25 protein-coding genes and 2 pseudogenes are annotated in these 26,113 nt (G+C 59.5%); 11 read left to right on the top strand and 16 right to left on the bottom strand.

Going from position 1 to position 26,113, the window contains the following annotated elements; genetic code table 11:
- Nucleotides 1-27 precede the first annotated feature (27 nt).
- Nucleotides 28-690: a LysE family translocator gene (locus tag AC4IHP_RS26585; RefSeq protein WP_016773553.1), complete on the bottom strand. Its 663-nt coding sequence runs from the start codon at nt 688-690 to the stop codon at nt 28-30.
- 138 nt (nt 691-828) lie between these two features.
- Here AC4IHP_RS26585 and alaC point away from each other — a divergent pair, with 138 nt between their 5' ends.
- Nucleotides 829-2,037 carry an alanine transaminase gene (gene alaC / locus AC4IHP_RS26580; RefSeq protein WP_490833153.1) on the top strand — a complete coding sequence of 403 codons (1,209 nt, stop codon included), beginning with the start codon at nt 829-831 and terminating at the stop codon, nt 2,035-2,037.
- A gap of 177 nt (nt 2,038-2,214) precedes the next feature.
- On the opposite strand, the gene AC4IHP_RS26575 is transcribed toward alaC, so the two are convergent.
- Together AC4IHP_RS26575 and AC4IHP_RS26570 are read right to left on the bottom strand one after the other, a co-directional pair.
- Nucleotides 2,215-3,567, bottom strand: a complete 1,353-nt coding sequence (locus AC4IHP_RS26575; RefSeq protein WP_016773551.1) for a GntP family permease — start codon at nt 3,565-3,567, stop codon at nt 2,215-2,217.
- An 82-nt stretch (nt 3,568-3,649) separates the two neighbouring features.
- Nucleotides 3,650-4,183, bottom strand: coding sequence for a gluconokinase (locus AC4IHP_RS26570; protein ID WP_490833152.1), 534 nt, complete (start codon nt 4,181-4,183; stop codon nt 3,650-3,652).
- Nucleotides 4,184-4,399: 216 nt separating this feature from the next.
- Between AC4IHP_RS26570 and gntR the strand changes: the two genes are divergently transcribed.
- Nucleotides 4,400-5,431 carry an HTH-type transcriptional regulator GntR gene (gntR, locus tag AC4IHP_RS26565; protein WP_490833151.1) on the top strand — a complete coding sequence of 344 codons (1,032 nt, stop codon included), beginning with the start codon at nt 4,400-4,402 and terminating at the stop codon, nt 5,429-5,431.
- A gap of 118 nt (nt 5,432-5,549) precedes the next feature.
- Here gntR and AC4IHP_RS26560 read toward each other — a convergent pair whose 3' ends face one another.
- On the bottom strand, nt 5,550-6,422 hold the full coding sequence (locus AC4IHP_RS26560; RefSeq protein WP_490833150.1) for a LysR family transcriptional regulator: 873 nt from the start codon (nt 6,420-6,422) through the stop codon (nt 5,550-5,552).
- A 122-nt stretch (nt 6,423-6,544) separates the two neighbouring features.
- Here AC4IHP_RS26560 and AC4IHP_RS26555 point away from each other — a divergent pair, with 122 nt between their 5' ends.
- Complete coding sequence (locus AC4IHP_RS26555; RefSeq protein WP_336355249.1) at nt 6,545-6,985, top strand: PACE efflux transporter; 441 nt, start codon at nt 6,545-6,547, stop codon at nt 6,983-6,985.
- A gap of 125 nt (nt 6,986-7,110) precedes the next feature.
- A complete protein-coding gene (locus tag AC4IHP_RS26550; RefSeq protein WP_490833149.1) occupies nt 7,111-8,535 on the top strand; it encodes an MFS transporter in 1,425 nt (474 codons plus the stop codon).
- A 136-nt stretch (nt 8,536-8,671) separates the two neighbouring features.
- Here the strand turns inward: AC4IHP_RS26550 and AC4IHP_RS26545 are convergent.
- A pseudogene (locus tag AC4IHP_RS26545) lies at nt 8,672-9,097 on the bottom strand (methyl-accepting chemotaxis protein); the annotation flags it as partial.
- 120 nt (nt 9,098-9,217) lie between these two features.
- Nucleotides 9,218-9,886, bottom strand: a pseudogene (locus AC4IHP_RS26540) (PAS domain-containing protein); the annotation flags it as partial.
- An 824-nt stretch (nt 9,887-10,710) separates the two neighbouring features.
- Here AC4IHP_RS26540 and AC4IHP_RS26535 point away from each other — a divergent pair.
- Complete coding sequence (locus AC4IHP_RS26535) at nt 10,711-11,133, top strand: GNAT family N-acetyltransferase (RefSeq protein WP_490833148.1); 423 nt, start codon at nt 10,711-10,713, stop codon at nt 11,131-11,133.
- A 115-nt stretch (nt 11,134-11,248) separates the two neighbouring features.
- Here the strand turns inward: AC4IHP_RS26535 and def are convergent, their stop codons facing one another.
- The 3 genes from def to AC4IHP_RS26520 all read right to left on the bottom strand — a co-directional run bounded on the left by def (nt 11,249) and on the right by AC4IHP_RS26520 (nt 13,096).
- Complete coding sequence (def, locus tag AC4IHP_RS26530) at nt 11,249-11,788, bottom strand: peptide deformylase (RefSeq protein WP_016773546.1); 540 nt, start codon at nt 11,786-11,788, stop codon at nt 11,249-11,251.
- On the bottom strand, nt 11,785-12,741 hold the full coding sequence (locus tag AC4IHP_RS26525) for a YihY/virulence factor BrkB family protein (RefSeq protein WP_217862711.1): 957 nt from the start codon (nt 12,739-12,741) through the stop codon (nt 11,785-11,787). The genes def and AC4IHP_RS26525 overlap by 4 nt, the downstream gene beginning before the upstream one ends.
- 163 nt (nt 12,742-12,904) lie before the next feature.
- Complete coding sequence (locus AC4IHP_RS26520; protein ID WP_016775518.1) at nt 12,905-13,096, bottom strand: CsbD family protein; 192 nt, start codon at nt 13,094-13,096, stop codon at nt 12,905-12,907.
- A 195-nt stretch (nt 13,097-13,291) separates the two neighbouring features.
- On the opposite strand from AC4IHP_RS26520, the gene AC4IHP_RS26515 reads away from it, so the two are divergent.
- Nucleotides 13,292-13,669, top strand: a complete 378-nt coding sequence (locus tag AC4IHP_RS26515) for a hypothetical protein (protein ID WP_016775519.1) — start codon at nt 13,292-13,294, stop codon at nt 13,667-13,669.
- Between the two features lie 161 nt (nt 13,670-13,830).
- On the opposite strand, the gene fadD1 is transcribed toward AC4IHP_RS26515, so the two are convergent.
- A complete protein-coding gene (fadD1, locus tag AC4IHP_RS26510) occupies nt 13,831-15,528 on the bottom strand; it encodes a long-chain-fatty-acid--CoA ligase FadD1 (protein WP_460120936.1) in 1,698 nt (565 codons plus the stop codon).
- Nucleotides 15,529-15,875: 347 nt separating this feature from the next.
- Nucleotides 15,876-17,564: a long-chain-fatty-acid--CoA ligase FadD2 gene (gene fadD2, locus AC4IHP_RS26505; RefSeq protein ID WP_039758096.1), complete on the bottom strand. Its 1,689-nt coding sequence runs from the start codon at nt 17,562-17,564 to the stop codon at nt 15,876-15,878.
- A gap of 224 nt (nt 17,565-17,788) precedes the next feature.
- On the opposite strand from fadD2, the gene AC4IHP_RS26500 reads away from it, so the two are divergent.
- Nucleotides 17,789-18,733: an alpha/beta hydrolase gene (locus AC4IHP_RS26500; RefSeq protein WP_490833147.1), complete on the top strand. Its 945-nt coding sequence runs from the start codon at nt 17,789-17,791 to the stop codon at nt 18,731-18,733.
- 43 nt (nt 18,734-18,776) lie between these two features.
- Complete coding sequence (locus AC4IHP_RS26495) at nt 18,777-19,247, top strand: MaoC family dehydratase (RefSeq protein WP_003227420.1); 471 nt, start codon at nt 18,777-18,779, stop codon at nt 19,245-19,247.
- Nucleotides 19,248-19,373: 126 nt separating this feature from the next.
- Here AC4IHP_RS26495 and AC4IHP_RS26490 read toward each other — a convergent pair whose 3' ends face one another.
- Complete coding sequence (locus AC4IHP_RS26490; RefSeq protein ID WP_460120944.1) at nt 19,374-19,841, bottom strand: ferritin-like domain-containing protein; 468 nt, start codon at nt 19,839-19,841, stop codon at nt 19,374-19,376.
- Nucleotides 19,842-20,047: 206 nt separating this feature from the next.
- On the opposite strand from AC4IHP_RS26490, the gene AC4IHP_RS26485 reads away from it, so the two are divergent.
- Entirely contained in the window at nt 20,048-20,284 is a 237-nt protein-coding gene (locus tag AC4IHP_RS26485) for a DUF3820 family protein (protein ID WP_003227425.1), read from the top strand.
- A 29-nt stretch (nt 20,285-20,313) separates the two neighbouring features.
- On the top strand, nt 20,314-21,495 hold the full coding sequence (locus tag AC4IHP_RS26480; RefSeq protein WP_490833146.1) for an aminotransferase class V-fold PLP-dependent enzyme: 1,182 nt from the start codon (nt 20,314-20,316) through the stop codon (nt 21,493-21,495).
- Here AC4IHP_RS26480 and AC4IHP_RS26475 read toward each other — a convergent pair.
- The 4 genes from AC4IHP_RS26475 to zwf all read right to left on the bottom strand — a co-directional run bounded on the left by AC4IHP_RS26475 (nt 21,492) and on the right by zwf (nt 25,093).
- Nucleotides 21,492-22,073, bottom strand: a complete 582-nt coding sequence (locus AC4IHP_RS26475) for a peptidase associated/transthyretin-like domain-containing protein (protein ID WP_460120951.1) — start codon at nt 22,071-22,073, stop codon at nt 21,492-21,494. The two genes, AC4IHP_RS26480 and AC4IHP_RS26475, sit on opposite strands and share 4 nt — an antisense overlap.
- 170 nt (nt 22,074-22,243) lie before the next feature.
- Nucleotides 22,244-22,909 (bottom strand): bifunctional 4-hydroxy-2-oxoglutarate aldolase/2-dehydro-3-deoxy-phosphogluconate aldolase, encoded by a 666-nt coding sequence (locus tag AC4IHP_RS26470; RefSeq protein WP_016773539.1) that lies wholly within the window; start codon nt 22,907-22,909, stop codon nt 22,244-22,246.
- Between the two features lie 17 nt (nt 22,910-22,926).
- Entirely contained in the window at nt 22,927-23,640 is a 714-nt protein-coding gene (pgl, locus tag AC4IHP_RS26465; RefSeq protein WP_460120953.1) for a 6-phosphogluconolactonase, read from the bottom strand.
- Complete coding sequence (gene zwf / locus AC4IHP_RS26460) at nt 23,627-25,093, bottom strand: glucose-6-phosphate dehydrogenase (RefSeq protein WP_016773537.1); 1,467 nt, start codon at nt 25,091-25,093, stop codon at nt 23,627-23,629. The genes pgl and zwf overlap by 14 nt, the downstream gene beginning before the upstream one ends.
- A 226-nt stretch (nt 25,094-25,319) precedes the next feature.
- On the opposite strand from zwf, the gene AC4IHP_RS26455 reads away from it, so the two are divergent.
- A partial coding sequence (locus AC4IHP_RS26455) for a MurR/RpiR family transcriptional regulator (protein ID WP_490833160.1) occupies nt 25,320-26,113 on the top strand: 794 nt, incomplete at its 3' end.

Here is a 26,113-nt window from a genome sequence, read left to right as displayed (position 1 = left end):
ATAGAAAGCCCGACCCGTTTCGCACGTTTACAGCGAATGCAACTGCTCGACGGCGCCCGAGCCGACAAACTCGTTGTATCCGGAAACGATCACGTAGACCGCGAAATAGCAGAAGATCGCCGCCGATGCCAGATAGGAGTAGCGCAGCAGCTTGTCGCCCAGCAGCTTGCCGCCATGGCTCGCCGCGAAGCACAGACCGGCCGACCACAGCAGCCCGGCGCAAAGAAAGCCGCCCAAAAACAGCGCCGAACTCAACGGACCGCCGCCACCGGATCGGGCGATCAACGTACCGCCGACAGCAGCAAACCAGAGAATCGCACTGGGCGACGACATGGCGAGAAAGATGCCGCGAAAGAATTCCTTGCGATGGGAGTTCTGCCCCACTTCCGCCGTTTCAGCCAGCAGCGCTTCATGGTGAATCGCCGAGTAAATCATCTTCGCCGCGAAGTAGATCAGCAGCGCCGAGCCGCCAATCCACAGCACCCAACGCACGGTTTCGTATTGCAGCAGCACGGTCATGCCGGCCAGTGCCAGCACCGCATAAATCAGGTCGCCGACGCAGGTGCCCAGGCCCAGGGCGAAGCCCTGAAAGTAGCCGCGCTGCATGGCCAGGGTGATCATCGCGATGTTGGCTACGCCGATATCCAGGCACAGCGAAAGGCTCAGCAAGAAGCCGCTGGTGAATTCCATTGACCGATTTTCCTTGAAAAAAATGTTTACAACCGCGCTGGACAGTATGCCATCACTGCCCTTATCTTCCGCCACAGGTCACCGCAGTGACCAGCGTCGCTCGGACGGTTCCGGGCGCTTACGTTATCCGAGGCAACAATGGCCGAACAAGGTTCGCCGCGCCGCTTTGCGCGCATAGATCGACTCCCCCCTTACGTTTTCAACATCACTGCCGAGCTGAAAATGGCCGCTCGCCGCCGTGGTGAAGACATCATCGACCTGAGCATGGGCAATCCCGACGGCGCCACGCCGCCGCACATTGTCGAAAAACTGGTGCAGGTCGCCCAGCGCGAAGACACTCACGGTTACTCGACGTCCAAAGGCATTCCGCGCCTGCGCCGGGCGATTTCCAACTGGTACAAGCAGCGTTACGAAGTCGATATCGACCCGGAAAGCGAAGCCATTGTCACCATCGGTTCCAAGGAAGGCCTGGCGCATTTGATGCTGGCGACACTGGACCAGGGCGACACGGTGCTGGTGCCCAACCCGAGCTATCCGATTCACATCTACGGCGCGGTGATTGCCGGCGCTCAGGTGCGTTCGGTGCCGCTGGTGCCGGGGGTGGATTTCTTCGATGAGCTGGAGCGGGCCATTCGCGGCTCGATTCCCAAGCCGAAAATGATGATCCTCGGCTTCCCGTCGAACCCGACCGCGCAGTGCGTGGAACTGGATTTCTTCGAGCGGGTGATCGCCCTCGCCAAGCAGTACGACGTTTTGGTGGTGCACGATCTGGCTTACGCCGACATCGTTTACGACGGCTGGAAAGCGCCGTCGATCATGCAGGTACCGGGGGCCAAGGACATTGCGGTGGAGTTTTTCACCCTGTCCAAGAGCTACAACATGGCCGGCTGGCGCATCGGTTTCATGGTCGGCAACCCGGAACTGGTCAGCGCGCTGGCGCGGATCAAGAGCTACCACGACTACGGCACCTTCACACCGCTGCAAGTGGCGGCGATTGCCGCACTGGAAGGCGATCAGCAATGCGTGCGCGACATCGCCGAGCAGTATCGTCAGCGTCGCAACGTGCTGGTGAAGGGCCTGCATGAACTGGGCTGGATGGTCGAGAACCCGAAAGCGTCGATGTATGTCTGGGCGAAAATTCCCGAGGCGTATGCGCATCTGGGCTCGCTGGAGTTTGCCAAGAAACTGCTGGCCGAAGCCAAGGTCTGCGTCTCGCCGGGGGTTGGCTTTGGTGAGTACGGCGATGACCACGTGCGCTTCGCGCTGATCGAAAACCAGGACCGCATCCGCCAGGCCGTGCGCGGGATTCGCGGGATGTTCCGCGCGGATGGGTTAGTTAGCAAATAACTGACACACATCCCCTGTAGGAGCTGCCGAAGGCTGCGATCTTTTGATCTTGTTTTTTACAATCAAAAGATCGCAGCCTCGTTTCACTCGACAGCTCCTACAGGTGCCGTGTTTACAAGTTCATTACCCACAAAAAAACCGCATCGCTGCGGTTTTTTTGTGCCTGCAAACGGCCGCTTAAACGAACAGCGACAACAGCAGGATGAAGCCCAGGCCCACTACCGACAGAATGGTTTCCATCGCGGTCCAGGTCTTGAAGGTTTCGGCCACGGTCATGTTGAAGTACTGCTTGACCAGCCAGAAACCGGCGTCGTTGACGTGGGACAGAATCAGCGAGCCGGCGCCGGTGGCCAACACCAGCAGCTCACGGTTGACGCCCGGAATCATGCCGACAACCGGCACCACAATACCCGCGCCAGTGATGGTCGCCACAGTGGCCGAACCGGTGGCGATACGAATCACCGCCGCCACCAGCCATGCCAGCAGGATCGGCGAGATCTGCGCGCTGACCGCCATGTGGCCGATCACGTCACCCACGCCGCTGGTCACCAGCATCTGCTTGAAGCCACCGCCCGCACCAATGATCAGAATGATCGCAGCGGTAGGCGCCAGGCTTGCGTCGAGCCATTTGAGCATTTGGTTGGAACCGATGCCCTGCTTGTATCCGAAGGTGTACAGCGACAGCAGCAACGCCAGCAGCAGTGCGGAGATCGGGTGACCGATCATGTCCATCCAGATGCGGAAGAAGTTGCCGTCCGGCAGTGCCACGTCAGCGAAGGTTTTCAGCAGCATCAGGAACACCGGCAGCAGCACGGTGACCAGGGTGATGCTGAAGCTTGGCAGGTTGGCCGAATCGTTTTCACGGGCCAGTTGATCGACCAACTCCTGATTCGGGTGACCCGGGATGTGCTTGGCGATGAAGGTACCGAAGATCGGACCGGCAATGATTGCGGTAGGCAGCGCGACGATCAGACCGTAAAGAATGGTCTTGCCGATGTCCGCGCCGAACACGCCAATGGCCAGCAGCGGGCCCGGGTGCGGCGGCACCAGACCGTGCACCGCTGAGAGGCCGGCGAGCAGCGGTATACCGATCTTGATGATCGACACACCGGTGCGCCGCGCAACGATGAACACCAGCGGAATCAGGAGCACGAAGCCGATTTCGAAGAACAGCGGAATGCCCACCAGGAACGCAGCGAACATCATCGCCCACTGGACCTTATCCTTGCCGAAGGCGCGGATCAGGGTCTGGGCAATCTGATCGGCGCCGCCGGATTCGGCCATCATCTTGCCGAGCATGGTGCCCAGGGCGAGGATGATGCCGACGAAACCGAGCACGCCACCGAAGCCGTCCTGGAACGCCTTGATGATGGTGTTGATCGGCATGCCCGAGGTCAGGCCGAGGAAGGCGGCGGCGATGGTCAGGGCAATGAAGGGGTGAATCTTGAATTTGGTGATCAGGATAATCAGGCCGATTACCGTGACCACCGCATCGAGCAGCAGGAACGTCTCGTGGGACATGCCAAACATGGGGGGTGTCTCCTGGATTGTTGTTGTTATTAAAGCGGGTTGAACAGAAGTCGGGAGGACAGCGCTGTCTTTTTCAACATACTCATACCGCCTGTTTCAGACCGTTGGCCTGCCACCAGACGTGAGCCTCGGATGCCAGTTCTTCAACGCTGTGGATCGAAGCATTCAACGCCAACGTCAGCGGCTCGCCCTTGGGCGATTCGAGGGTGGCGAACTGGCTTTCGATCAACGTCGCCGGCATGAAGTGGCCCGGGCGGTGGGACACACGTTCAGCGGCGACTTCAGGGGTCAATTCAAGAAACACGAAGCCCAGGCCCGGCAAGGCACTGCGCAGACGTTCGCGATAGCTGTGTTTAAGGGCGGAGCAGGTCAACACCGGGCGTTGGCCTTTGGCATCGACGCGACGCAGTTCATCGCACAGGCTGTCGAGCCAGCCAGCGCGGTCTTCGTCGTTCAGGGGGATCCCCGCGCTCATCTTTTTGATGTTCGCGGCCGGATGGAAAGTATCGCCTTCAATGGCAGTGGCGCCGCTCAATTGGCACAGGGCCTCGCTGACGCACGTCTTGCCGCAACCGGCAACGCCCATGATGACCAGGGCGGTGATGGGATGACTCATATAACACCTCAGCGCGCAGACAGCGCTACCTTTGCTAGCTATGACTCTAGTGCACAGGCAGAAGTTGCCGACGCCTTCTTGTCGTTTTTTTGGGTTGCAGCAGGTTTGTTCCCGACGCCAAAAAGCACAGATCAGGCAGGACCGCGCTCACGCATTTGCAGCTGCATCAGGACAGCGCTACCTTAGTGCCTTGATTTTTGTTTGGCAAGCCGCCCGATGACCTCCCCCAAGAACGATAAAAATACCCGCACCACCGGCCGTCCGACCCTCAATGAAGTAGCCCGCCTGGCCGGCGTCAGCCCGATCACTGCCTCGCGCGCCTTGCGCGGGGTCAGCACGGTAGCCACCGAACTGGTGGAAAAAGTGCAGAAAGCCGCGCTCGAACTCAACTACGTGGTCAACCCCGCCGCCCGCGCACTGGCCTCGGCGCAGAGCCATTCGGTGGTGGTGCTGGTGCCGTCGCTGTCCAACCTGCTGTTCATCGACACGCTGGAAGCCATTCATCGGGTGCTGACGCCCAAGGGCTTCGAAGTACTGATCGGCAACTTCCACTATTCGCGCGATGAAGAAGAAAACCTGCTGCGCAACTACATGGCCTATCAGCCGCGCGGCTTTTTGCTGACCGGGTTTGATCGCACGGAAAGTTCGCGGCGGATGATCGAGGCCAGCAATATTCCCTGCGTGTACATGATGGAGCTGGACAGCGCCGCCGGGGTCAATTGCGTGGGTTTTTCGCAGTTGAGCGCCGGGGAGACCGCCGCCGAACACCTTCTATCTCGCGGGCGCAAGCGCTTGGCCTACATCGGCGCGCAGCTGGATCAGCGCACCTTGTTGCGCGGTGAGGGTTTCCGCAAGGCATTACAGAAGGCTGGCCGCTATGACCCGGATCTGGAAGTGCTGACGCCGCGTGCTTCGTCGGTGGGCTTGGGCGGCGAGCTGTTCCTGCAATTGCTGGCGGCGCATCCGGACGTCGATGCGATTTTCTTTGGTAACGATGACCTGGCCCAGGGCGCGCTGCTGGAAGCGTTGCGCAACGGCATCAAAATTCCCGAACAGATTGCGATTCTGGGGTTCAACGATCTGCCGATGTCCGAGCACATGGTGCCGCGCCTGAGCAGCATCAACACCCCGCGCGAGGCGATCGGCCGGCGCGCGGCAGAGCAGATGCTGACGTTGATGGCGGGTAACAAAGTGGCGCGGCCGGTCGAGGATATGGGCTTTGAGCTAAAGGTTCGCGAGAGTACCTGAAACTCACGCGATCCCCTGTAGGAGCTGCCGAAGGCTGCGATCTTTTGATTTTGCTTTCAAGAACAAGATCAAAGGATCGCAGCCTTCGGCAGCTCCTACAGGGGGTTTTGTGTTGGGCTCAATGGCTGAGCAGGTCCACCAGGGCCTGCGCGCCTTTCTGCAGGGGCTGACTCTTGAGCCACACCGCGTGCACCGGCAGCACCAGGCCATTTTCGATGTTGCGAAAATTCAGCCGTTTCAAGCGCCCGGCCTCCAGCCACGGCTGCACCACCGACAGCGGAAAATTGCCCCAACCCAGTCCCGCTTCAACCATCTCCATCGCTGTCTCGAGGTTGTCCGTGCGCCAGTACGACTCAGCCACCAACGGCCGTGTCTCGCTGATCGGCAAGTCGCGGCTGGCGACGATGATCTGCCGCACCTGCACCAGATCTTCGAGAAACACATCCCGCCCCTGCAACAACGGGCTGTCCGCCGCCAGCGTCGCGATCATCCGTTCGCTGCCGACAAACTGAAACCGTTCCAGCGCATTCACACTCAAACCGGCGAACGCCAGGCAGACGTTGACCCGGCCAGCGTGCAACATCGCCAGCACATCATCCTGTGGCGCGGTCAGCACTTCGATGTCGAGCAACGGATACCGCTCGGCAATCACCTTGATCGCTGCGAGCAAGCGGCGTCGATCAAGGTCCGCAACCACGCCGACCGACAATCTGCTTTCCAGCCCCAGCGACAACTCCACCGCGTGCACTTGCAGCTGCTTGAGTTGCTCGGCGATCAGACGCGCGTGCGGCACCAGCGACTGCGCCATCGCCGTGGGTTGCGGCTCGCGGTGGCTGCGGTCGAACAATGGGTAACCGAGTTCCGCTTCAAGATTGGCGATGCCCATGCTCACCGCCGACGGTACCTTGCCCAATTGCCGCGCGGCGGCGGAAAACGAGCCGCGCTCGATGACCGCAAGAAACAACTCGATGCTGTCGCTGCTGAAATTCAAATTCCCCACCTATCAACAAAACTGAAAGCTGCCGACTTTTTCTGTCAGGGCTATTGAAGCTATCTTCCGTCGCCTTCGCCAGCCCTGCTGGCCATCTCCAAGCAAGAAAGAGGCAAATCTGCATGCAAGGCGTGAAACGCAAACTGGTCTACGTGTCGCTTTACGAGGTGATCGGCATGACCTTCTCGGCGCTCGGTCTAGCCTTGCTGTCGGGCACATCGCCGGGCAGCACCGGGCCGCTGGCGGTGATCATCACCAGCATCGCGGTGACCTGGAATTTCATCTACACCTCGTTGTTCGAACGCTGGGAAAGCCGCCAGGTCTCGCGCACCCGCACGGTGAAACGGCGCATCGCCCATGCGGTCGGCTTTCAACTGACGCTGATCGTGTTTCTGATTCCGCTGATCGCTTGGTGGATGAACATCAGTCTGGTGCAGGCATTCCTGCTGGATCTGGCGCTGATCATTTTCATCCCGTGCTACACGTTCGTGTTCAACTGGCTGTTCGACCGGATCTTCGGCCTGCCGAGCTCGGCGCTGCCAGATTCTGCCGCTGCGGCATAAATCACCAATTGGTAAGAAAATATTGCGAGAAATCAGCAGTTCAACCGGGTAAACCGTTGACATTCACAATCCGCAAACACCGATAGCAGGCTAAGCTTTTCCATCAATAAAAAATGGATCAGCTTATGACTGCTCACGCTCCTGCCGCCGCGCCCGGTGATGGCATCGACCCGGTACGTGCCGCCGAAATTTCCGCCCGCATCGATCGGCTGCCTGCCGTCGCCACCATCTGGCGTCTGGTGGCGCTGCTCTCGATTGGTGGTTTTTTCGAACTCTACGATCTGTTCCAGACCGCCTACATCAGCCCCGGACTGATTCGCGACGGCCTGTTCGCCACTGGCAATCAGGGGGTGTTCGGTTTCTCCGATCAGGCGGCGTTTGCCTCGGCGACCTTCCTCGGCCTGTTCCTCGGCGCCAGTCTGCTCAGTCCGTTGGCGGATCGTTTCGGCCGCCGGGCGATCTTCACCTTCGCGCTGATCTGGTACACGGTGGCGACAGTGCTGATGGGGATTCAGACCTCGGCGCTGGGCATCATCGGCATGCGCTTTCTGGTCGGCATCGGCCTCGGTATCGAGCTGGTAACCATCGACGCTTACCTCTCGGAACTGGTGCCCAAGCGCATGCGCAGCTCGGCGTTTGCCTTCGCATTTTTCGTGCAGTTCCTCTCGGTGCCGGCGGTGGCCTTGATGTCGTGGTGGCTGGTGCCGCAAGCGCCATTCGGGGTGTCAGGCTGGCGTTGGGTGGTGTTGGCCAGCGCAGTGTTTGCGCTGTTCATCTGGTGGCTGCGCAAGCGCTTGCCGGAATCGCCGCGCTGGCTGGCGCAACACGGTCGCTTCGATGAAGCCAAGCGCATTCTCGATGACCTCGAAGCGCGCTGCGCCAAGGACCACGGCAAAGCGCTCGATACGCCGGAACCGGTGCCGGTCGATGTCGAAGGCAAGGGCCGTTTCGCCGATATCTGGCAGCCGCCCTACCGCCGCCGCGCGTTGATGCTGATCGTCTTCCACATCTTTCAGGCGATCGGTTTCTTCGGCTTCGGCAACTGGTTGCCGGCGCTGCTTTCGGGCCAAGGCGTGAGCGTCACCCACAGTTTGATGTACGCCTTCATCATCACCCTCGCCTACCCGCTCGGGCCATTGCTGTTCGTGAAGTTCGCCAACCGTTTCGAAAACAAATGGCAGATCGTCGGCTCGGCCCTCGGCGCGATGACCTTCGGCACCCTGTTCGCCCTGCAGACCAGCGCGTTCGGGCTGATTTTCTGCGGCGTGATGATCACCTTCTGCAACGCCTGGCTGAGCTTCAGTTATCACTCCTATCAGAGCGAACTATTCCCGACCAACATCCGCGCTCGTGCGGTCGGGTTCTGCTATTCGTTCAGTCGCTTGTCGACGGTGTTCAGCAGTCTGCTGATCGGAATGTTTCTGGACAATTTCGGCACGCCGGGAGTGTTGGCATTCATCGTCTGCAGCATGTTGATCGTGATGCTGACCATCGGCTGGTTTGGCCCGCGAACGCGTAATCTGGCGCTGGAAAATATTGCGCACCGCTGAAAGGCCAACACATGACTCAACTGTGGGAGCGAGCCTGCTCGCGAAGGCGTCGTGTCAGAAAGGCATGTACTGGCTGACATAACGCTTTCGCGAGCAGGCTCGCTCCCACATTGGTTATTGGTGACGTTGAAACATTTCAGTTCAATTGCAGGGTTTCATTGAACTGACTGATCGCATCCACCACATGCCGCGAGCCCTGCTGAATCTCGAGGATCACCTCGCCCGCCTCGTTCGCCAGTTCCACGCCCAGCCCGGTGCGGCTCAGGCTCGACTGCATGCTCGACACTGCGCTCAGCGAAAGGTCGTGGTTCTTGCGCACCACGTCGACAATTTCCAGAGTGGCCTGACTGGTCCGCGCGGCGAGGCTACGCACCTCATCGGCAACCACCGCAAAACCACGTCCATGCTCACCGGCCCGCGCCGCTTCGATGGCGGCATTGAGCGCCAGCAAATTGGTCTGGTCGGCAATGCCGCGAATGGTCTGGACGATGCTGCCGATGATGTCCGATTGTTTGCTGACCGCATCGATGCTCACCGCCGCTTCGTTCAGATCGCGGGAAATGTCCTGAATGATCTGCACGGTTTGCTGCACGACCTGTGAGCCTTTTTGCGCGCAGGCGTCGTTTTGTACCGAGGTGCTGTGGGCCGATTCCGCAGCGTTTTGCAGGGTGGTCATCTGCCGGGTAATGTCGCTGGCGAACTTGACCACCTTGTACAAGCGGCCCTTGGCGTCGAACAGCGGGTTGTACGAAGCCTCGAGATAAACCATCTGCCCGGACTTGTTCTTGCGCTCGAAACGGTGCGAGTGATATTCGCCGCGATTGAGCGAAGCCCAGAACGCCTTGTATTGCGCGGATTCAGCTTCGGCACGGTGACAGAACAGGCTGTGGTGCTGGCCGACAATTTCATTGTGCGAGTACTGCATGGTCTGCAGAAAGTTGTCGTTGGCGCTGATGACATTGCCTTCGGGGGTGAACTCGATCACCGCCATGGAACGGCCGATCGCCGCGAGCATGGCTTCTTCTTCATGTTCTTTGTTGATGCGCGCGGTGATGTCCGCCGCCACTTTGATAACACTTCTGACCTGCTTGTCGGGCCCGAACACCGGCATGTAACTGGCTTCGAGCCAGATCTCGCGGCCGCTCTTGTTCAGGCGCAGAAAAGTGCCGCTGAGCGGTTCACCACGGGCCAGGTCACGCCACAACTTCGCGTAGTCCTCGCTGCGATAAAAGCTTTCTTCACAGAAGATCCGATGGTGTTTGCCGCGCACTTCTTCGGCGCTGTAGCCCATGGTCTTGCAGAAGTTCTCGTTGGCGTCGAGAACGATGCCTTCCGGGGTGAATTCGATCATGGCCATCGAGCGGCTGATCGCTTCGATTTTCGCGTTGGCCTCGGTCAGCGCACAGCTGAAACGCTCGATTTCCCGCAGGTCAGCCTTGTGATGTAGGTTGAACATGGTTGTATCACCTTCCGCGCGTTCTTTTGATTTGATGAAAGTTCAGGTCTTGCAAGATCCATCACTACGTTCCACAGAACAGGCACACGCCTTCCTCCACAGGAGGAAGTTGTCAGGTGATAAATGATGATCAATCGGAGGGTTCGTGCAGCGACGCTCTGATCAAGACATCCTTTTCTTGATAGCCCGCATGCGGGCCAGCCCTAACGCGTAGAAGAACTTCCATTTAGATGACGCTCCTTGTTGGTTCAGTGTCGGTGCCTTGAATGGCGCACTCTGGCAGCATGAATCACGGACCAACCTGTGCCGTCCAGGTTTTGGCATGACGATCGACATGGTTAGTTACCTGCAAGCATAGCCAGTCCGACGCCGGACGCAAGGCCACTAGTCGGCCAGTATCTGGCACTTTTTGCACAAGAAACGGTTCAGCGCGGGAAACAGTGTGGGGAAAACGGACGTTTTCGCCAGCGAAGCGGAAGCCCGCGAACCGGGCTCCCGAAGGGTTTGATCAATGGCCGAAAATGTCGACTTTCCTGGCTTTCTTCTCTGCGCGTTTTTCAATCGCGGTCTTGGCCGGTTTCTTCTTCGCGGCTTTCTTTGAATCCATACCTTTGGACATGATCGGTACTCCACTCACAGGGATGTGAGATCAGGTATACACCTATCACGAGCCGCGCGTTCTTTTATAATCGGCGCTTTTCGAACCGACAGTCCGAACCATGTCCGAGATCCATTACAGCCAGCTCGACGAATCGTTGTGGCCGCTGATGAACAAGTTCTACCGCAGCCACCAGTCGTCGATGAAAGCCGTGCGCGAGGCGCAGCTGTGGGTCGCAAGGCGCAGCGAGATTGTCGCGGCGCTGTGCCTGCGTCCAGTAGCGGGCGGGCATTGGCTGACGGGGTTGTTTGTTGATCCGCAATGTCGTGAGCAGGGAGTCGCTGCGCAGTTGATTGCGACGGCGGTTGCTCAGGTGGACGCGCCGGTGTGGCTGTTCTGCCATCCTGATCTGCGCGGGTTCTATGAGCGGCGCGGCTTCAGCTTCGACCCGCCGCTGCCACAGGCGATGGCCGAGCGGTTGAGCCGGTATGCGCGCAGCAAGCCGATGATTGCGATGGGGCTCAATCCCGCAGATTTACGCTGAAACCCTGTGGGAGCGAGCCTGCTCGCGAATGCGGTGTGTCAGCGCCGAATTTGGTTCTGATACTCCGCGTTCGCGAGCAGGCTCGCTCCCACAGGGGTTGATGGTGTTCTGACAATCAGTCGTCAACGTTGGGATCAAGGTCCGGGAACAGCACTTCGGTAAAGCCGAATTTGCTGAAATCGGTAATCCGCGACGGATACAGCCGACCGATCAGGTGATCGCATTCATGCTGCACCACTCGCGCATGAAACCCTGAGGCCACGCGCACGATCGGCTCGCCCTTGGGATCAAAGCCTTCATAGCGAATCTGTTGGTAGCGATCCACCGCGCCGCGCAGGCCCGGCACCGACAGACAGCCTTCGAAACCCTCTTCCATCAGCGGATTCAACGGCGTGATCAGCGGATTGATCAGAATCGTCTGCGGCACTGCTTCAGCGTCCGGGTAGCGCTCGCTGTGCTCGAAGCCGAAGATCACCAGTTGCAGGTCGACACCGATCTGCGGCGCCGCGAGGCCAACGCCGCCGACGCTTTCCATGGTCTGGAACATGTCGTCGATCAGTTGCCAGAGCTCGGCGCTGTTGAACATTTCCGGTGGTACCGGCGCGGCGATGCGCAGCAGGCGCTCATCACCCATTTTCAGAATTTCACGAATCATGGTCGGGCTTCGTCAGTGTCCGGCTTGAGCGAATGATCGCGGCCCAGGCCCGAGACGTGTTGTTTGGGGGATTCGTCGGGCTCGCCAGGGGCTTTTTCGCCCTTCTCCTTGCCTTCGGCGGACATGTGCTCGATCACCGCATTCATTTCCGCGCCGAGCAACAGCACTGCGGAGGAAATGTAGAAATACAGCAAGAGCACGATGATCGCCCCGATGCTGCCATACATCGCGTTGTAGTTGGCGAAGGTTTTCACGTAGAAGGCAAACCCCAACGAGGCAAGGATCCACACCACCACGGCCAGCACCGAACCTGGGGTGATGAAACGGAATTCCTGTTTGACGTCGGGCATCACGTAATAGATCAGCGCCACCGCGACCATCATCAGAATCACGATCACCGGCCAGCGGGCGATCGTCCACACCGTGACGATGAAATATTCCAGCCCCACTTGTGCGGCAATCCAGCCCATCACCTGCGGCCCGAGCACCATCAGCGCAGCGGCGATCAGCAGCATGCCAGCGATGCCAACGGTATAGACGATCGACAGGGGAAAACGCTTCCAGACCGGCCGGCCTTCGACCACGTCGTAAGCGGCGTTCATTGCGCTCATCATCAGGCGCACGCCGGCGGACGCGGTGTACAGGGCGATGACGATACCGATGGAAAGCAGGCCACCCTTGGATTGCTGCAACTGGTCGATCACCGGGTTGACCTGCTCCAGCGCTTGCGGCGGCAGGACCAGTTCAGATTGCAGACGCAGCCAGGAGAAAAAGTCCGGCAGATGCAGGAAACCGATCAGGGCGATGAGGAAGAGAATGAACGGAAACAGCGAGAACAGCATCTGGTAGGCCAGTGCCGAGGCGTAGGTCGACATTTCGTCATCGACGAACTCAGTGACCGTGCGCACCATCACCCGGTGCAGGGGCAGACCTTTCATGTCCGGAAATATCATTCGCGTCTCCTTGCGCCGCAAAAGGTTGAAGTCGTGGCGACTCAGGGGCCGTTTTTTACCTCAAGGTAGCCTACTTGGCGATCCTTTGGCGGATGACCGCAGGGTTCTGGTACAAAAACGGCCATCCTTGGATGGCCGCTCGTGTGATTCGTTCAAGGCTCGCTTAAGCCTTGTCGACGCCTTTTTTCACAGCGTCCTTGGCGTTGCCGACCGCTTGCTGGGCTTCGCCTTTTTTCTCTTGAACTTTGCCTTCAGCGCGCATCTTGTCGTTGTCAGTAGCTTTGCCGACACCTTGTTTGATATTGCCGACGGCTTCGTTGGCCATGCCTTTTACTTTATCGCCTGTGCTACTCATGGTGTTTCTCCGTGAAGCATAAAGGGAAGAAAAGTCATTACGTAACGATTGACCGGTGCGCTTTGCGCCAAGTTTCATTTATTTTTGCCGGCTTTTCGTCGTGACACGCAGGTTGCGCTTTATGTTTGCCAGCGTTGCCCGGAGAATGCTCAGCCTACGGGCGTCGCGCCCGGCACACCGATTCGCAGGAATGTCATGAAGCTCAATAAAACCCAGGCCATCGCCCGTCGCAACCAGGAACTGGGCGGCGCCGTGCTCGGCACCAACAACTGCCACTTCGCCGAACTGAACCGTAACCGCAACATCTGGTGGTTCGACCTGCCGGTGTCGCGTCTGGCCATCGGTCAGTACGAGTGGATTCACCTGCTGCTGCACACCCCGGCCACCGATGAGTTGCTGCACCTGAAAGTGCCAACGGTGTTCCTGCGCGAAAAGCTCGAAGGCCTGGTGATTCGCAACGAAGGCAAACGCAAGGCGGCGCTGAGCCTGGAATTGAGTGCGGACAAGGATTCGTATCTGCAGGACATGCGACCGGCCGGAACCAATGTGAATTTTGCGCCGTTTCGTCAGTAACCGAAAAGCTTCGCGAGCAGGCTCGCTCCCACACTCAACCGCGTTCGTCAGTGGAATACGGTCAAATGTGGGAGCGGGCTTGCCCGCGAAGACGGCATCACAGGCAACGCACATCTACAGTCTGCACCAACAAAAAGCCCCGCATCTGCGGGGCTTTTTATTTACGCGGCAGACTTGGCCTTGATCTTCTTCAGCTCTTCATCCCGCAATTCGCGGCGCAGGATCTTGCCGACGTTGGTGGTCGGCAGCGCATCGCGGAATTCCACCGAACGCGGCACCTTGTAGCCGGTGACGTTGGCACGCATGTGGTCCATGACCTGCTCTTTGGTCAGGGTCACACCCGGTTTGGCGACGATGAAAATCTTGATCGCCTCACCGGATTTTTCGTCCGGAACGCCGATCGCCGCGCACTGCAACACGCCCGGCAAAGTCGCCAGCACGTCTTCCAGTTCGTTCGGATAGACGTTGAAGCCGGACACCAGAATCATGTCCTTCTTGCGATCAACGATGCGCATGTAGCCGTCCGGCTGGATCAGCGCGATGTCACCGGTTTTCAGCCAGCCGTCGCTGTCGAGCATTTCATCGGTGGCTTCCTGACGCTGCCAGTAGCCTTTCATCACTTGCGGGCCCTTGACGCACAGCTCGCCGATTTCGCCCAGCGGCTGCTCGACACCGGCATCGTCGATGACTTTGCACAGGGTCGACGGCACCGGAATGCCGATGGTGCCGATCTGGATGTGCTGGATCGGGTTGACCGTGGCCACCGGGCTGGTTTCGGTCATGCCGTAGCCTTCGCAGATGGCGCAACCGGTCACGGCTTTCCAGCGCTCGGCCGCCGCCAGTTGCAGGGCCATGCCGCCGGACAGGGTGACTTTCAGCGCGGAGAAATCCAGCTTGCGGAAACCTTCGTTGTTGCACAGCGCCACGAACAGCGTGTTCAGACCGACGAAACCGCTGAACTTCCACTTCGACAGTTCCTTGACCATCGCCGGCAGATCGCGCGGGTTGCTGATCAGGATGTTGTGGTTGCCGATCAGCATCATCGCCATGCAATGAAAGGTGAACGCATAGATGTGATACAGCGGCAGCGGCGTGATCAGGATCTCGCAGCCTTCGTTGAGGTTGGAGCCCATCAGCGCCTTGCATTGCAGCATGTTGGCGACCAGGTTGCGGTGCGTGAGCATCGCGCCCTTGGCCACGCCGGTGGTGCCGCCGGTGTATTGCAGCACCGCGACGTCGCCGCTGTGCGGGTTGGCTTCGGCCACTGGCTGGCCGTGGCCTTTGCTCAGGACGTCGTTGAACTTGATGGCCTTGGGCAAGTGATAGGCCGGAACCATTTTCTTCACGTACTTGATGACGCTGTTGATCAGCAGGCGCTTGATCGGCGGCAGCAGGTCGGCGACTTCGGTAACGATGACGTGCTTGACCCCGGTCTTCGGCACCACGGCTTCGGCCAGGTGCGCCATGTTCGCCAGGCACACCAGCGCTTTGGCGCCAGAGTCGTTGAATTGATGTTCCATTTCCCGCGCGGTGTACAGCGGGTTGGTGTTGACCACGATCAGCCCGGCGCGAATGGCACCGAAGACCGCGACCGGGTATTGCAGGACGTTGGGCAGTTGCACGGCGATTCGATCACCGGGCTGCAAGTCGGTATGCTGTTGCAGGTACGCGGCAAAGGCACCGGACAGCTCGTACAGTTCACCGTAGGTGATTGTCTTGCCCAGGTTGCTGAAAGCCGGTTTGTTGGCGAAGCGTTGGCAGGATTGCTTCAACACTGCCTGAATGTTCGGATACTCGTCTGGATTGATCTCGGCTGCGATTCCAGCCGGGTACTTATCCTTCCAAAAGTCTTCGATCATGGAAGCCCACTCCTCAGCAACGCGAATTCTTCACCGCATTTGATGCGATTATTATTGGTGTGTGTTTTGTATTGGTGAATCCGGCGTTTTACAGGCCGAGAAGTCACAAAGCGCGCCGAGAGTAGCAGCTTTGCCAAGGGTCGACCAGAGCCAAACGTGGGCCCCACAGTCATATTTATGACTCAAGACTTACCAGCGGTCATTTTAGAGCAAAAATCCTATAAGTCCCTGCAACCCCCGAATTCAGCGGGCACAAAAGATTCGCGAGCAGGCTCGCTCCCACGGAAAACATCTATACCTGTGGGAGCGAGCCTGCTCGCGAATGTCACAAACGCTGCGGTTCAGGCCTAGGCGATATCCCGCAACTCGCGCCGCAGAATTTTCCCTACAGGCGTCATCGGCAACGACTCACGCAGCACGATGTGTTTCGGCACCTTGTAGGCGGTGAAATTCTCTTTGCAGTAAGCCTTTAGCTCTTCCAGGCTGACGCCGGTTTCCCGCGCCACGACAAACAGCTTCACCGCCTCCCCCGAGCGCTCGTCCGGCACACCGATCACCGCGCAGTTGGCGACTTTCGGGTGGGCCATGACCACGTCTTCGATTTCGTTGGGGTATACGTTGAAGCCGGAGACGATGATCATGTCCTTCTTGCGATCAACGATGCGGACAAAACCGTCCGGGTCGATCACGGCGATGTCGCCGGACTTGAACCAGCCTTCGGCATCCAGCACTTCGGCGGTGGCCTCGGGTTTGTTCCAGTAGCCCTTCATGATCTGCGGGCCCTTGATGCACAGCTCGCCGCGCTCGCCCAGTGGCTGTTCGACGCCGTCATCGTTGATGATCTTCACCAGCGTGCCCGGCACTGGCAGGCCGACGGTGCCCAGGCGCGACTGATCGCCGTAGGGGTTGGTGCAGGCCACTGGCGAGGTTTCGGTCAGGCCGTAGCCTTCGGTGATACGGCAACCGGTCATCTGCTCCCAGCGCTCGGCGGTGGCCTTGACCAGTGCAGTGCCGCCGGAGTTGGTCAGCTTCAGGCTGGAGAAATCCAGGGTTTTGAAGTCGGGATGATCCATCAGCGCAACGAACAAGGTGTTCAAACCCAGCAGCGCCGAGAAACGCCAGTTCTTCAGTTCCTTGATGAAGCCGGCGATGTCGCGTGGATTGGAGATCAGTACGTTGTGGTTGCCCGACACCATCATGCACATGCAATTCGCGGTGAAGGCATAGATGTGGTACAGCGGCAGCGGTGCAATCATCACTTCCTGGCCTTCGCGCAACAGCGGCTGGCCATCCGGGCCGAGCTGAGCCAGACAGGCGCGCACCTGCTGCATGTTCGCCACCAGATTGCCGTGGGTGAGCATCGCGCCCTTGGCCAGGCCGGTGGTGCCGCCGGTGTATTGCAGCACGGCGATGTCATCGAGGCCGACGTTCAGCGGCTTGATGCCCAGACCACGCCCCATGCGCAGCGCGCTTTTGAACGAGGTCGCTTGCGGCAGCGAATACTCGGGCACCAGTTTCTTCACTTTGCTGACCACGGTGTTGACCAGCCAGCCTTTGGCGGTGGGCATCAGGTCGCCCATCTTCGCTTCGATCAGGTATTGGATATCGGTGTCGGGCAGCACTTCCTGGACTTTCTGCCCGAACAGATTCAGGTAGACCAGCGCGCGTGCGCCGGAATCCTTGAACTGGTGGCGCATTTCCCGTGGCGTGTACAACGGATTGGTATTGACCACGATCAGCCCGGCGCGCAGGGCGCCGAACACGGCAATCGGATAATGCAGAACGTTGGGCATCTGCACCGCAATGCGATCCCCCGGCACCAGATCGGTATGGGCCTGCAGGTAACCGGCGAATGCCGCGCTCTGACGCTCGAGTTCGGCGTAGGTCAGGGTGATGCCCATGCTGCTGAACGCCGGGCGGTCAGCGAATTTCTTGCAGGAACGCTCAAACACTTCGATGACCGACTTGAACTCGCCCATGTCGATGTCCAGCGGTACGCCGGCCGGGCGTTTGTCATTCCAGAAATCAGGTTGCATTGTTCTTGTCCTCTTTACCTGAGCCGATCCGGGAGCCGCTTCTGTCGTTTCTGCTTCGTCCATTGAAGACAAAAAGCACAAAGCGGAGCTTCACGGACACTAGCAGCTATGGCCATTGAGGCAAATATGACGCAAGCCCTCATTGATCGCGTGAATCTTCCTGCCGTGGCGTAGGCTGATCAGACGCGCTATACACTGTGGCGATGCTGAGCAAAGGAATCGCCATGACCCACGACACCTTCTGGCTGGACGCGAGTGACCGCAGCCGCCTGTACGTCAACCGCTGGCTGCCGGCCACGCCATTGAAAGCGGTGATTCTTCTCGCTCATGGCATGGCCGAACACAGCGCTCGCTACGCCCGCCTCGCTGACACGTTTTGCGACAAAGACTATGGCGTCTACGCCCCGGATCTGCGCGGCCATGGCCGCACCGCTGACAACGGCACGCTTGGCCATTTCGCCGACGACGATGGCTGGTGCAAGGTCGTTGGCGATCTGGCCAGCCTCAACCAGCACATCGGCCAGCAGCATCCCGGCGTGCCGATCATCCTGCTCGGCCACAGCATGGGCAGCTACATCGCCCAGGCCTATCTGCTGCACCACAGCGCCAGCCTGCACGGGGCGATTCTCAGCGGTTCGAATTGCCAGCCAATGGCCCTCTATCGCGCCGCGCGGCAGATTGCCCGGCTGGAAAAACTGCGTCAGGGCGGCAAGGGCCGCAGCGCGTTGATCGAGTGGCTGTCGTTCGGCTCGTTCAACAATAAATTCAAACCGGTGCGCACCCGTTTCGACTGGCTAAGCCGCGATCCGGCCGAGGTCGACAAGTACGCCGGCGACCCGCTGTGCGGCTTTCGCTGCACCAATCAGCTGTGGATCGACCTGCTCGGCGGCTTGCAGCAAATCAGCAAAGCGTCCAATCTCGCGCAGATCGATCCGGGCCTGCCGCTGCTGGTGATCGGCGGCGAATGTGATCCGGTGAGCGAGGGCAAGCGTCTGACAGATCTGGCCAATGCCTTGCGCAGGGCCGGCAGCCAGCATCTGCAACTGAAGATCTACCCGCAAGCCCGGCACGAACTGTTCAATGAAAGCAATCGCGACGAAGTGACCGCTGATGTGCTCGCCTGGATCGATCAGGCCCTGAGCCACCGGCGCCCGCAGCGCAGCGAATAATTTTTTGTGGATTCACTGAAATCCGTCACAGGAATCGAAACCGATGACCCAGGTAACCAACATCCCTTACGAAGCCCTTGAAGTCGGCCAGACCGCCAGCTACAGCAAGACTGTCGAAGAGCGCGACATACAGTTGTTCGCCGCGATGTCGGGCGACCACAACCCGGTGCACCTGGACGCCGAGTTTGCCGCAGCCAGCATGTTCAAGGAACGCATTGCACACGGCATGTTCAGCGGTGCGCTGATCAGCGCCGCCGTTGCCTGCGAATTGCCTGGGCCGGGCACCATTTATATCGGTCAGCAGATGAGCTTTCAGAAGCCAGTGAAGATCGGCGATACGCTGACAGTGCGTCTGGAGATTCTGGAGAAGCTGCCGAAATTCCGCGTGCGCATTGCCACTCGCGTATTCAATCAGCGTGATGAGTTGGTGGTGGATGGCGAGGCGGAAATTCTCGCGCCACGCAAACAGCAGACGGTGACGTTGCCGACATTGCCGGCGATCAGTATCGGTTGATTATCGAGGACACACAACGAATGTGGGAGCGGGCTTGCTCGCGAATGCGGTGCGTCCCGCAACGAAGATGTTGCTGACACTACCTCTTCGCGAGCAAGCCCGCTCCCACAGTTGTTTCAGTGCAGCTTAAGACTTTGCACGCGCCTGGTTACGCAGGGCTTTCACCTGGTCGTGGTTGCGTTGTACACCGTGGTACTGACGCTCAACCAGGTCACGAATACCCACAAGATTGTGCTTGCTGATTTTTTCCAGCGCTTCCTTGTAAGCCTTCAGGGCATGGTCTTCACCGCGCTCGGCTTCGTTCAGCACAGCCTCTTCGTCTTTGCCGGTGAACATGGATTTTACATCGACCCAGCGACGGTGCAGATCACCGGCAACGCTGGTCGAAGTTTCCGGATCACCGCCCAGCGAACGTACCTGAGCCTGCAGCTCGGCCGCTGCGGTGGCGCAATCGGCGGAGCGCTGCACGAACAGGGTTTTCAGTTCTGGGTGCTTGATGTCTTCGGCGCAGGTCTTGAACCCTTCCTGACCGTCCTTGCAGGTTTCAATCAGGTCGTTGAGTACAGAAATGGCTTCTTTATTCATGTCGGTCATTTTTCAATTCCTTGCGATGGGTTGAAGATGCAAGGGATATTGCAGTGTGCGTGCCAGCTTCGCTTTCATAGATTAATTGTTTAAATTCAATAACTTACGAAAGATTGAACCAACTGAATGCTGGTTTTTTGCATGATCTGTCATTTGGCCTGCATGCAGAATGCCTGTATTTTCCAGGTTGTTATCTGAATCGATGAAGCGCGCTGATGAATCCGGAAAAACTCGAACTGCTGATCACCCGCGAGATGCCTTTCGGCAAATACAAAGGCCGAATCATTGCCGACTTGCCTGGCCCCTATCTGAACTGGTTCGCCCGTGAAGGCTTTCCCCACGGTGAACTCGGTGGCCTGTTGGCGTTGATGCAGGAGATCGACCACAACGGTCTGTCCGACCTGCTCGAACCGCTGCGCGCCAAACACGGCAAACCCGCCCCGCGCCACTGACGCGCCCTTCCTCTTGAGCCTTGCCGACCATGCCTGACAACACCCGCCGCGCCCGTGACGAAGCCTTCTGGCAGACATTCGCCGACCGATACGATGTGCAGCCCGGCCCGGTCAATTTGGAAAACGGTTACTTCGGGCGCATGTCGCGCACAGTGATCGAGGAATACCAGCGCAATATCGAGCTGATCAACACCAGCAACTCGATTTATGCACGCCAGCGCTTTGAACAGCACGACAACCTCGAAATCCGCGCGCAACTGGCCGAACTGATTGGCGTGCGCGCGCAAAGCGTAGCCCTGACGCGCAACGCCACCGAAGGCCTGCAATCGCTGATCCGCAATTACAATCGCCTGCAACCGGGCGATCAGGTGTTGATCTGCGACCTCGAGTACGACACGGTCAAGGGCGCCATGCGCTGGCTGGCGAAACAGCGTGGCGTTGAGGTCATCGAGATTGTCCACCGACATCCGGCCAGCGTTGACAGCCTGCTGCAAAGCTACCGCGAGGCTTTTGTCCGCCACCCGAAACTGAAACTGATGGCCCTGACCCATGTCACTCACCGCACCGGCCTGGTCATGCCGGTGCAGGCCATCGCCGCATTGGCCAAAGAGCATGGCGTCGACATCATCCTCGACGGTGCCCACGCCCTCGGCCAGATCGAATTCGATCTGCAAGCGTTGGGCATCGCGTTCGCCGGTTACAACCTGCACAAGTGGATCGGCGCGCCGCTGACGCTTGGTTTCATTTACATCTCACCGCAGCGCCTGGCCGACATCGATCCCGACATGGGCGAGATGCATTACCCGGTTACCGATATTCGTGCGCGGACCTCGTACAGCACGCCGAACATCCCGGCGCTGATGACCTTGCCACTGGTGTTCGAAGAGCACGACGCCCTCGGCGGCGCTGCTGCCAAGGGCGCACGCCTGAATTACCTGCGCAACCTGTGGGTCAGCGCCGTGCGGCACCTGCCTGGCATCGAAGTGCTGACGCCGGATGATCCGCAACTGTATTGCGCGATCACCGCGCTGCGCTTCACCCGGCATGCCGATCAGCAGGTCATGGCCGAGCGTCTGCTCAGCGAGTTCAACCTGTTCACCGTGGTGCGCACCGGCGCCGCGTGCGGGCCGTGCATTCGCATAACCCCGGGGCTGACTACCACGGTTAACGAGATTGAGCAGTTGGTTCGGGCGCTGGACCAACTGCGCTAGAACCGCGCACCGAAGTTTTTTTCGTAGCCTTCAAGACCCAGCTGCGACGACACGGCGAAGGTGTCGATGCCGAGCGTCTGGCAGGCGAAGGCACCGTCTTCAAGATCGGCGCCGGCGATCGGCTGCAAAACCAACCGCAAGGCGTCCTCGGCGGCAGCTTCACAGCCGCAGCGGCCGGGCAAATGCAAGGTGCCGGCCCAAGCCTCGTGGTGAACTTGTGCGCCTGCTTCGTCGCCGGGAATGAATACGTTCAGCTTCAGGCAAGCAGCGCCGTGCGCCGGTCGATCCGCATAGACACTGGTGAAACGGACGATGCCATGGCTGTCAGTCGATTGACTGCCGCCCAGGCTGATGTCGCCATCGACACGCTGTTGAATGCGCACCAGCGCGCCGATGACCGGCTCGCTGGTCATCGCATCGACCAGCGACAGACGCAGGATCAGCGGCAGGCCTTGGACACCCTGACTGATATTGCGCACCTCAGGTTCGGCTGCAGGCCAATCGGCACGGCCAGGGATTAGCGGCTTCGGTTGATAAGGAGATTGTGGCGTAAGGGTCAGAGACTGAAAGTCGTCCATGAGGCGTTCTCTCTTCCATAAGATGAACGCAGGTTAACTCCGTGAAAAAGCCAGCGTGCAGTAACTATGTATCGCGGCGTGTACCGGCTCTTTTTTCAGCGCAAAAAAAAGGTGCGCCGACCAAGCGCACCATAAAGCCGTAAAGCACACAACGAAGTGTCAGGTAACAATCAGTCCAGCAGCGCCAAGGCTTCGGCGGTGCATTCCTGAATGCGGGCCCAGTCGCCGTTCTTGATCCACTCCGGATCAAGCATCCAGCTACCGCCCACGCACATGACGTTTTTCAGCGCCATGTAGCTCTTGATATTGGCCGGGCCGACGCCGCCAGTCGGGCAGAATTTCACTTCGCCGAACGGGCCGCCGAGCGCCTTGATTGCCGCCACGCCACCGCTGACTTCCGCCGGGAACAGCTTGAAGCGGCGATAGCCCAGGCCGTAGCCTTCCATGATCCCCGAGGCGTTGCTGATGCCCGGCAACAGCGGAATCGGGCTGTCGACGCTGGCTTCGAGCAGGTCGCGGGTGATGCCCGGGGTGACAATGAATTGCGAGCCTGCCGCTTCCGCCGCCGCGAGCATGTTGCGATCGAGCACGGTGCCGGCACCGGTCATCAATTCCGGGCGCTGTTCGCGCAGGATCTGGATCGCTTTAAGGCCGAACTGCGAACGCAGGGTCACTTCCAGCGCGGTCAGGCCACCAGCGGCAAGGGCGTCAGCCAGTGGCAGCACGTCCTGTTCGCGGGCGATGGTGATCACCGGCAGAATCCGCGCCTTGGCGCAGAGACTGTCGATCAGGGCAACTTTGTCCGCCATGGAAACGGTCGGGGATGGGGTTGTCATAGCGGCTGTTCCTTGGCTCATGGGCACCAGTAAATCTCTAACGTAGGTTGCAGAAACGCGCGCACCGGCATGGCCGCGACGTCATCGGATGCCAGCGCGGCATTCAGGGTGGTCAGTTTCGATTGACCGGAAATCGACAGAATCTTGTGCCGGGCCGAGGCCAGCAGCGCACGGCTCATGGTCAGGCGCTGACGCGGCACGCTGGGCGCCAGCATCGGCCAGCAACGGCGCGTGCCATCGGCTTGCAGGGCTGCTGCGAGGTTCGGGCTGTCGGGGAACAGCGAAGCGGTGTGACCGTCATCGCCCATGCCCAGCACCAGCACATCGATCGGCGGCAGTTCGCCGAGCAGACGATCGGCCTGTTCAGCAGCCTGCTCGACGTTGGCCGCCGCGCTGTAGAGGCTGAGGAACTGCGCCTTGGCAGCCGGGCCTTTGAGCAGATACTGCTTGAGCAAGCCGGCATTGCTGTCGGCGTGCTCGACGGGCACCCAACGCTCGTCGGCCAGGGTAATCACGACCTTCGACCAGTCCAGCTCCTGCTTGGCCAGGTGCTGGAAAAACGCCACCGGGCTGCGTCCGCCGGACACCACGAGCACCGCGTTGCCGCGTGCCGCAATGGCGTCGCTCAGTTGCTTGGCGACGTTCAGCGCCAGACCTTCGGCGAGCAGCACCGGGCTGTTGAATTCGCGGGCAGTCACGCCCGCCGGCAGTTGCACTTCAGATATCGCCATACCACGACCTCCCGTCCCGCGTGATCAATGCAATGGAGCTCATCGGCCCCCACGACCCGGCCGCATACGGCTTGGGCGCGTCACCGGATTTCTTCCACCCGGCGATCAGCTGGTCACACCACTTCCACGCGGCTTCGATTTCATCTTTACGGACAAACAGGTTCTGATTGCCGTTCATCACTTCCAGCAACAACCGCTCATAGGCATCGGGGATCCGCGCGCTACGCCAGGTGTCGGAGAAATTCAGTTGCAGCGGGCCGCTGCGCAGTTGCATGCCCTTGTCCAGGCCCTGCTCCTTGGTCATCACGCGCAAGGAAATACCTTCATCCGGTTGCAGGCGGATGATCAGTTTGTTGCTGATCTGCAGACGCTGCTCCGGGGCGAAGATGTAGTGCGACGGTTCCTTGAAGTGGATGACGATCTGCGACAGCTTCTGCGGCATGCGCTTGCCGGTACGCAGGTAGAACGGCACGCCGGCCCAGCGCCAGTTGCGGATGTCGGCACGCAGGGCGACGAAGGTTTCGGTGTCGCTCTGAGTGTTGGAATTCGGTTCTTCGAGGTAACCCGGAACGGATTTGCCTTCGCTGTGGCCGGCAATGTACTGGCCGCGCACCACTTGTGTGGTCAGGCCTTCCGGGCTGATCGGCGCCAGCGCCTTGAGCACTTTTACCTTTTCGTCACGGATGCTGTCGGCGGACAGGTCGGCCGGCGGGTCCATGGCAATCAGGCAGAGCAGCTGCAACAGGTGATTCTGGATCATGTCGCGCAGTTGGCCGGCCTTGTCGAAATAGCCCCAGCGGCCTTCGATGCCGACCTTCTCGGCCACGGTGATTTCCACGTGGGAAATGTAGTTCTGGTTCCACTGGGTTTCGAACAGGCTGTTGGCGAAACGCAGGGCGATCAGGTTCTGAACGGTCTCTTTGCCCAGGTAGTGGTCGATGCGGTAAGTGCGGTCTTCCGGGAAGAACTGCGCCACCGCGTCGTTGACCTTGCGCGACGACTCCAGGTCAGAGCCGATCGGTTTTTCCAGCACCACCCGAGTATTTTCGGCCAGACCGACTTTCTCGAGGTTCTCGCAGATGGCGCCGTACACCGCCGCCGGGGTGGCGAAGTAGGCAATCATGCGCTGGCTGCTGCCAGCCAGCTCCGCCAGCGCTACGTAATCTTCAGCCTTGAGGAAGTCGACGTGCAGATAGGTCAGGCGCGCGAGAAAGCGTTCGGCCACGGTTTCGTTCAGCTCTTTGCCGACGTAACGGCGCAATTCGGCGGCGATGAACGCCATGTGCTGCTGCTCGCTGCCGGGCTCACGGGCCAGCGCGATGATGCGCGTGTCCTCGTGCAGCAGATCGGCACCGTCAAGGTGATAGAGGGCAGGAAACAGCTTGCGCAGGGCCAGATCGCCAAGCGCGCCGAACAAGGCAAAGGTGCACGGTTCAACCGTAATGGAAGGCATGATGTTTGTTCTTTTATCAAGTTAAGCTACAAATACCTTTTTTCAAGGCATCACTCAAGGGAAAATGTAGTAATAACCACAACATTTTCGCAGAATACTCAATCCGAGTGGTGGTCGCCCGGACGCATCAGTAGGATAGGCCACCGTCACGGGCCATATCAAAGGCCCAATTTGCATAGCCCGACGCAACTCTGCGTCGGTGAATCAGGAATTCCATATGGACCGCGTGCGAAATTTACTGGAACAGATCCAGAGTCGCCTTGAAGAGCTGAACAAGGCCGAACGTAAGGTCGCCGAGGTGATCCTGCTCAACCCGCAGCAGGCCACCCGCTTCAGCATCGCCGCCCTCGCCCAGGCCGCCTCGGTGAGCGAACCGACGGTCAACCGTTTCTGCCGTTCGTTCGGCGTCAGCGGCTATCCCGAGCTCAAGCTGCAATTGGCGCAGAGCCTGGCCAGTGGCGCGGCGTACGTCAGCCGTGCGGTCGAAGCCGACGACAATCCCGAGGCCTACACGCAGAAAATTTTCGGCAGCGCCATCGCATCCCTGGACAGCGCCTGCCAGGCGTTGGACCCGAATCTGATCAGCCGCGCCGTCGACCTGTTGATCCAGGCCCGGCAGATCCACTTCTTCGGCCTCGGTGCTTCGGCCCCGGTGGCGCTCGATGCGCAGCACAAGTTCTTCCGCTTCAACCTTGCGGTCACCGCGCATGCCGATGTGCTGATGCAGCGGATGATTGCCTCGGTGGCGCACACCGGGGAACTGTTCGTGATCATTTCCTATACCGGGCGCACCCGTGAGCTGGTGGAAGTGGCGCGGATCGCCCGGGAGAACGGTGCTTCGGTGCTGGGCCTGACTGCGGAAAATTCACCACTGGCCAAGGCCAGTACCCTGAGCCTGAACATTCCGCTGCCGGAAGACACCGACATCTATATGCCGATGACCTCGCGGATCATTCAGTTAACGGTGCTGGATGTGCTGGCAACGGGAATGACCCTGCGCCGTGGCGTGGATTTCCAGCC

The sequence above is a fragment of the Pseudomonas sp. UF-293 genome (assembly GCF_058245595.1).
Note: the sequence above shows the minus strand (reverse complement) of the source record. Positions and strands in the feature narration are given on the sequence as shown.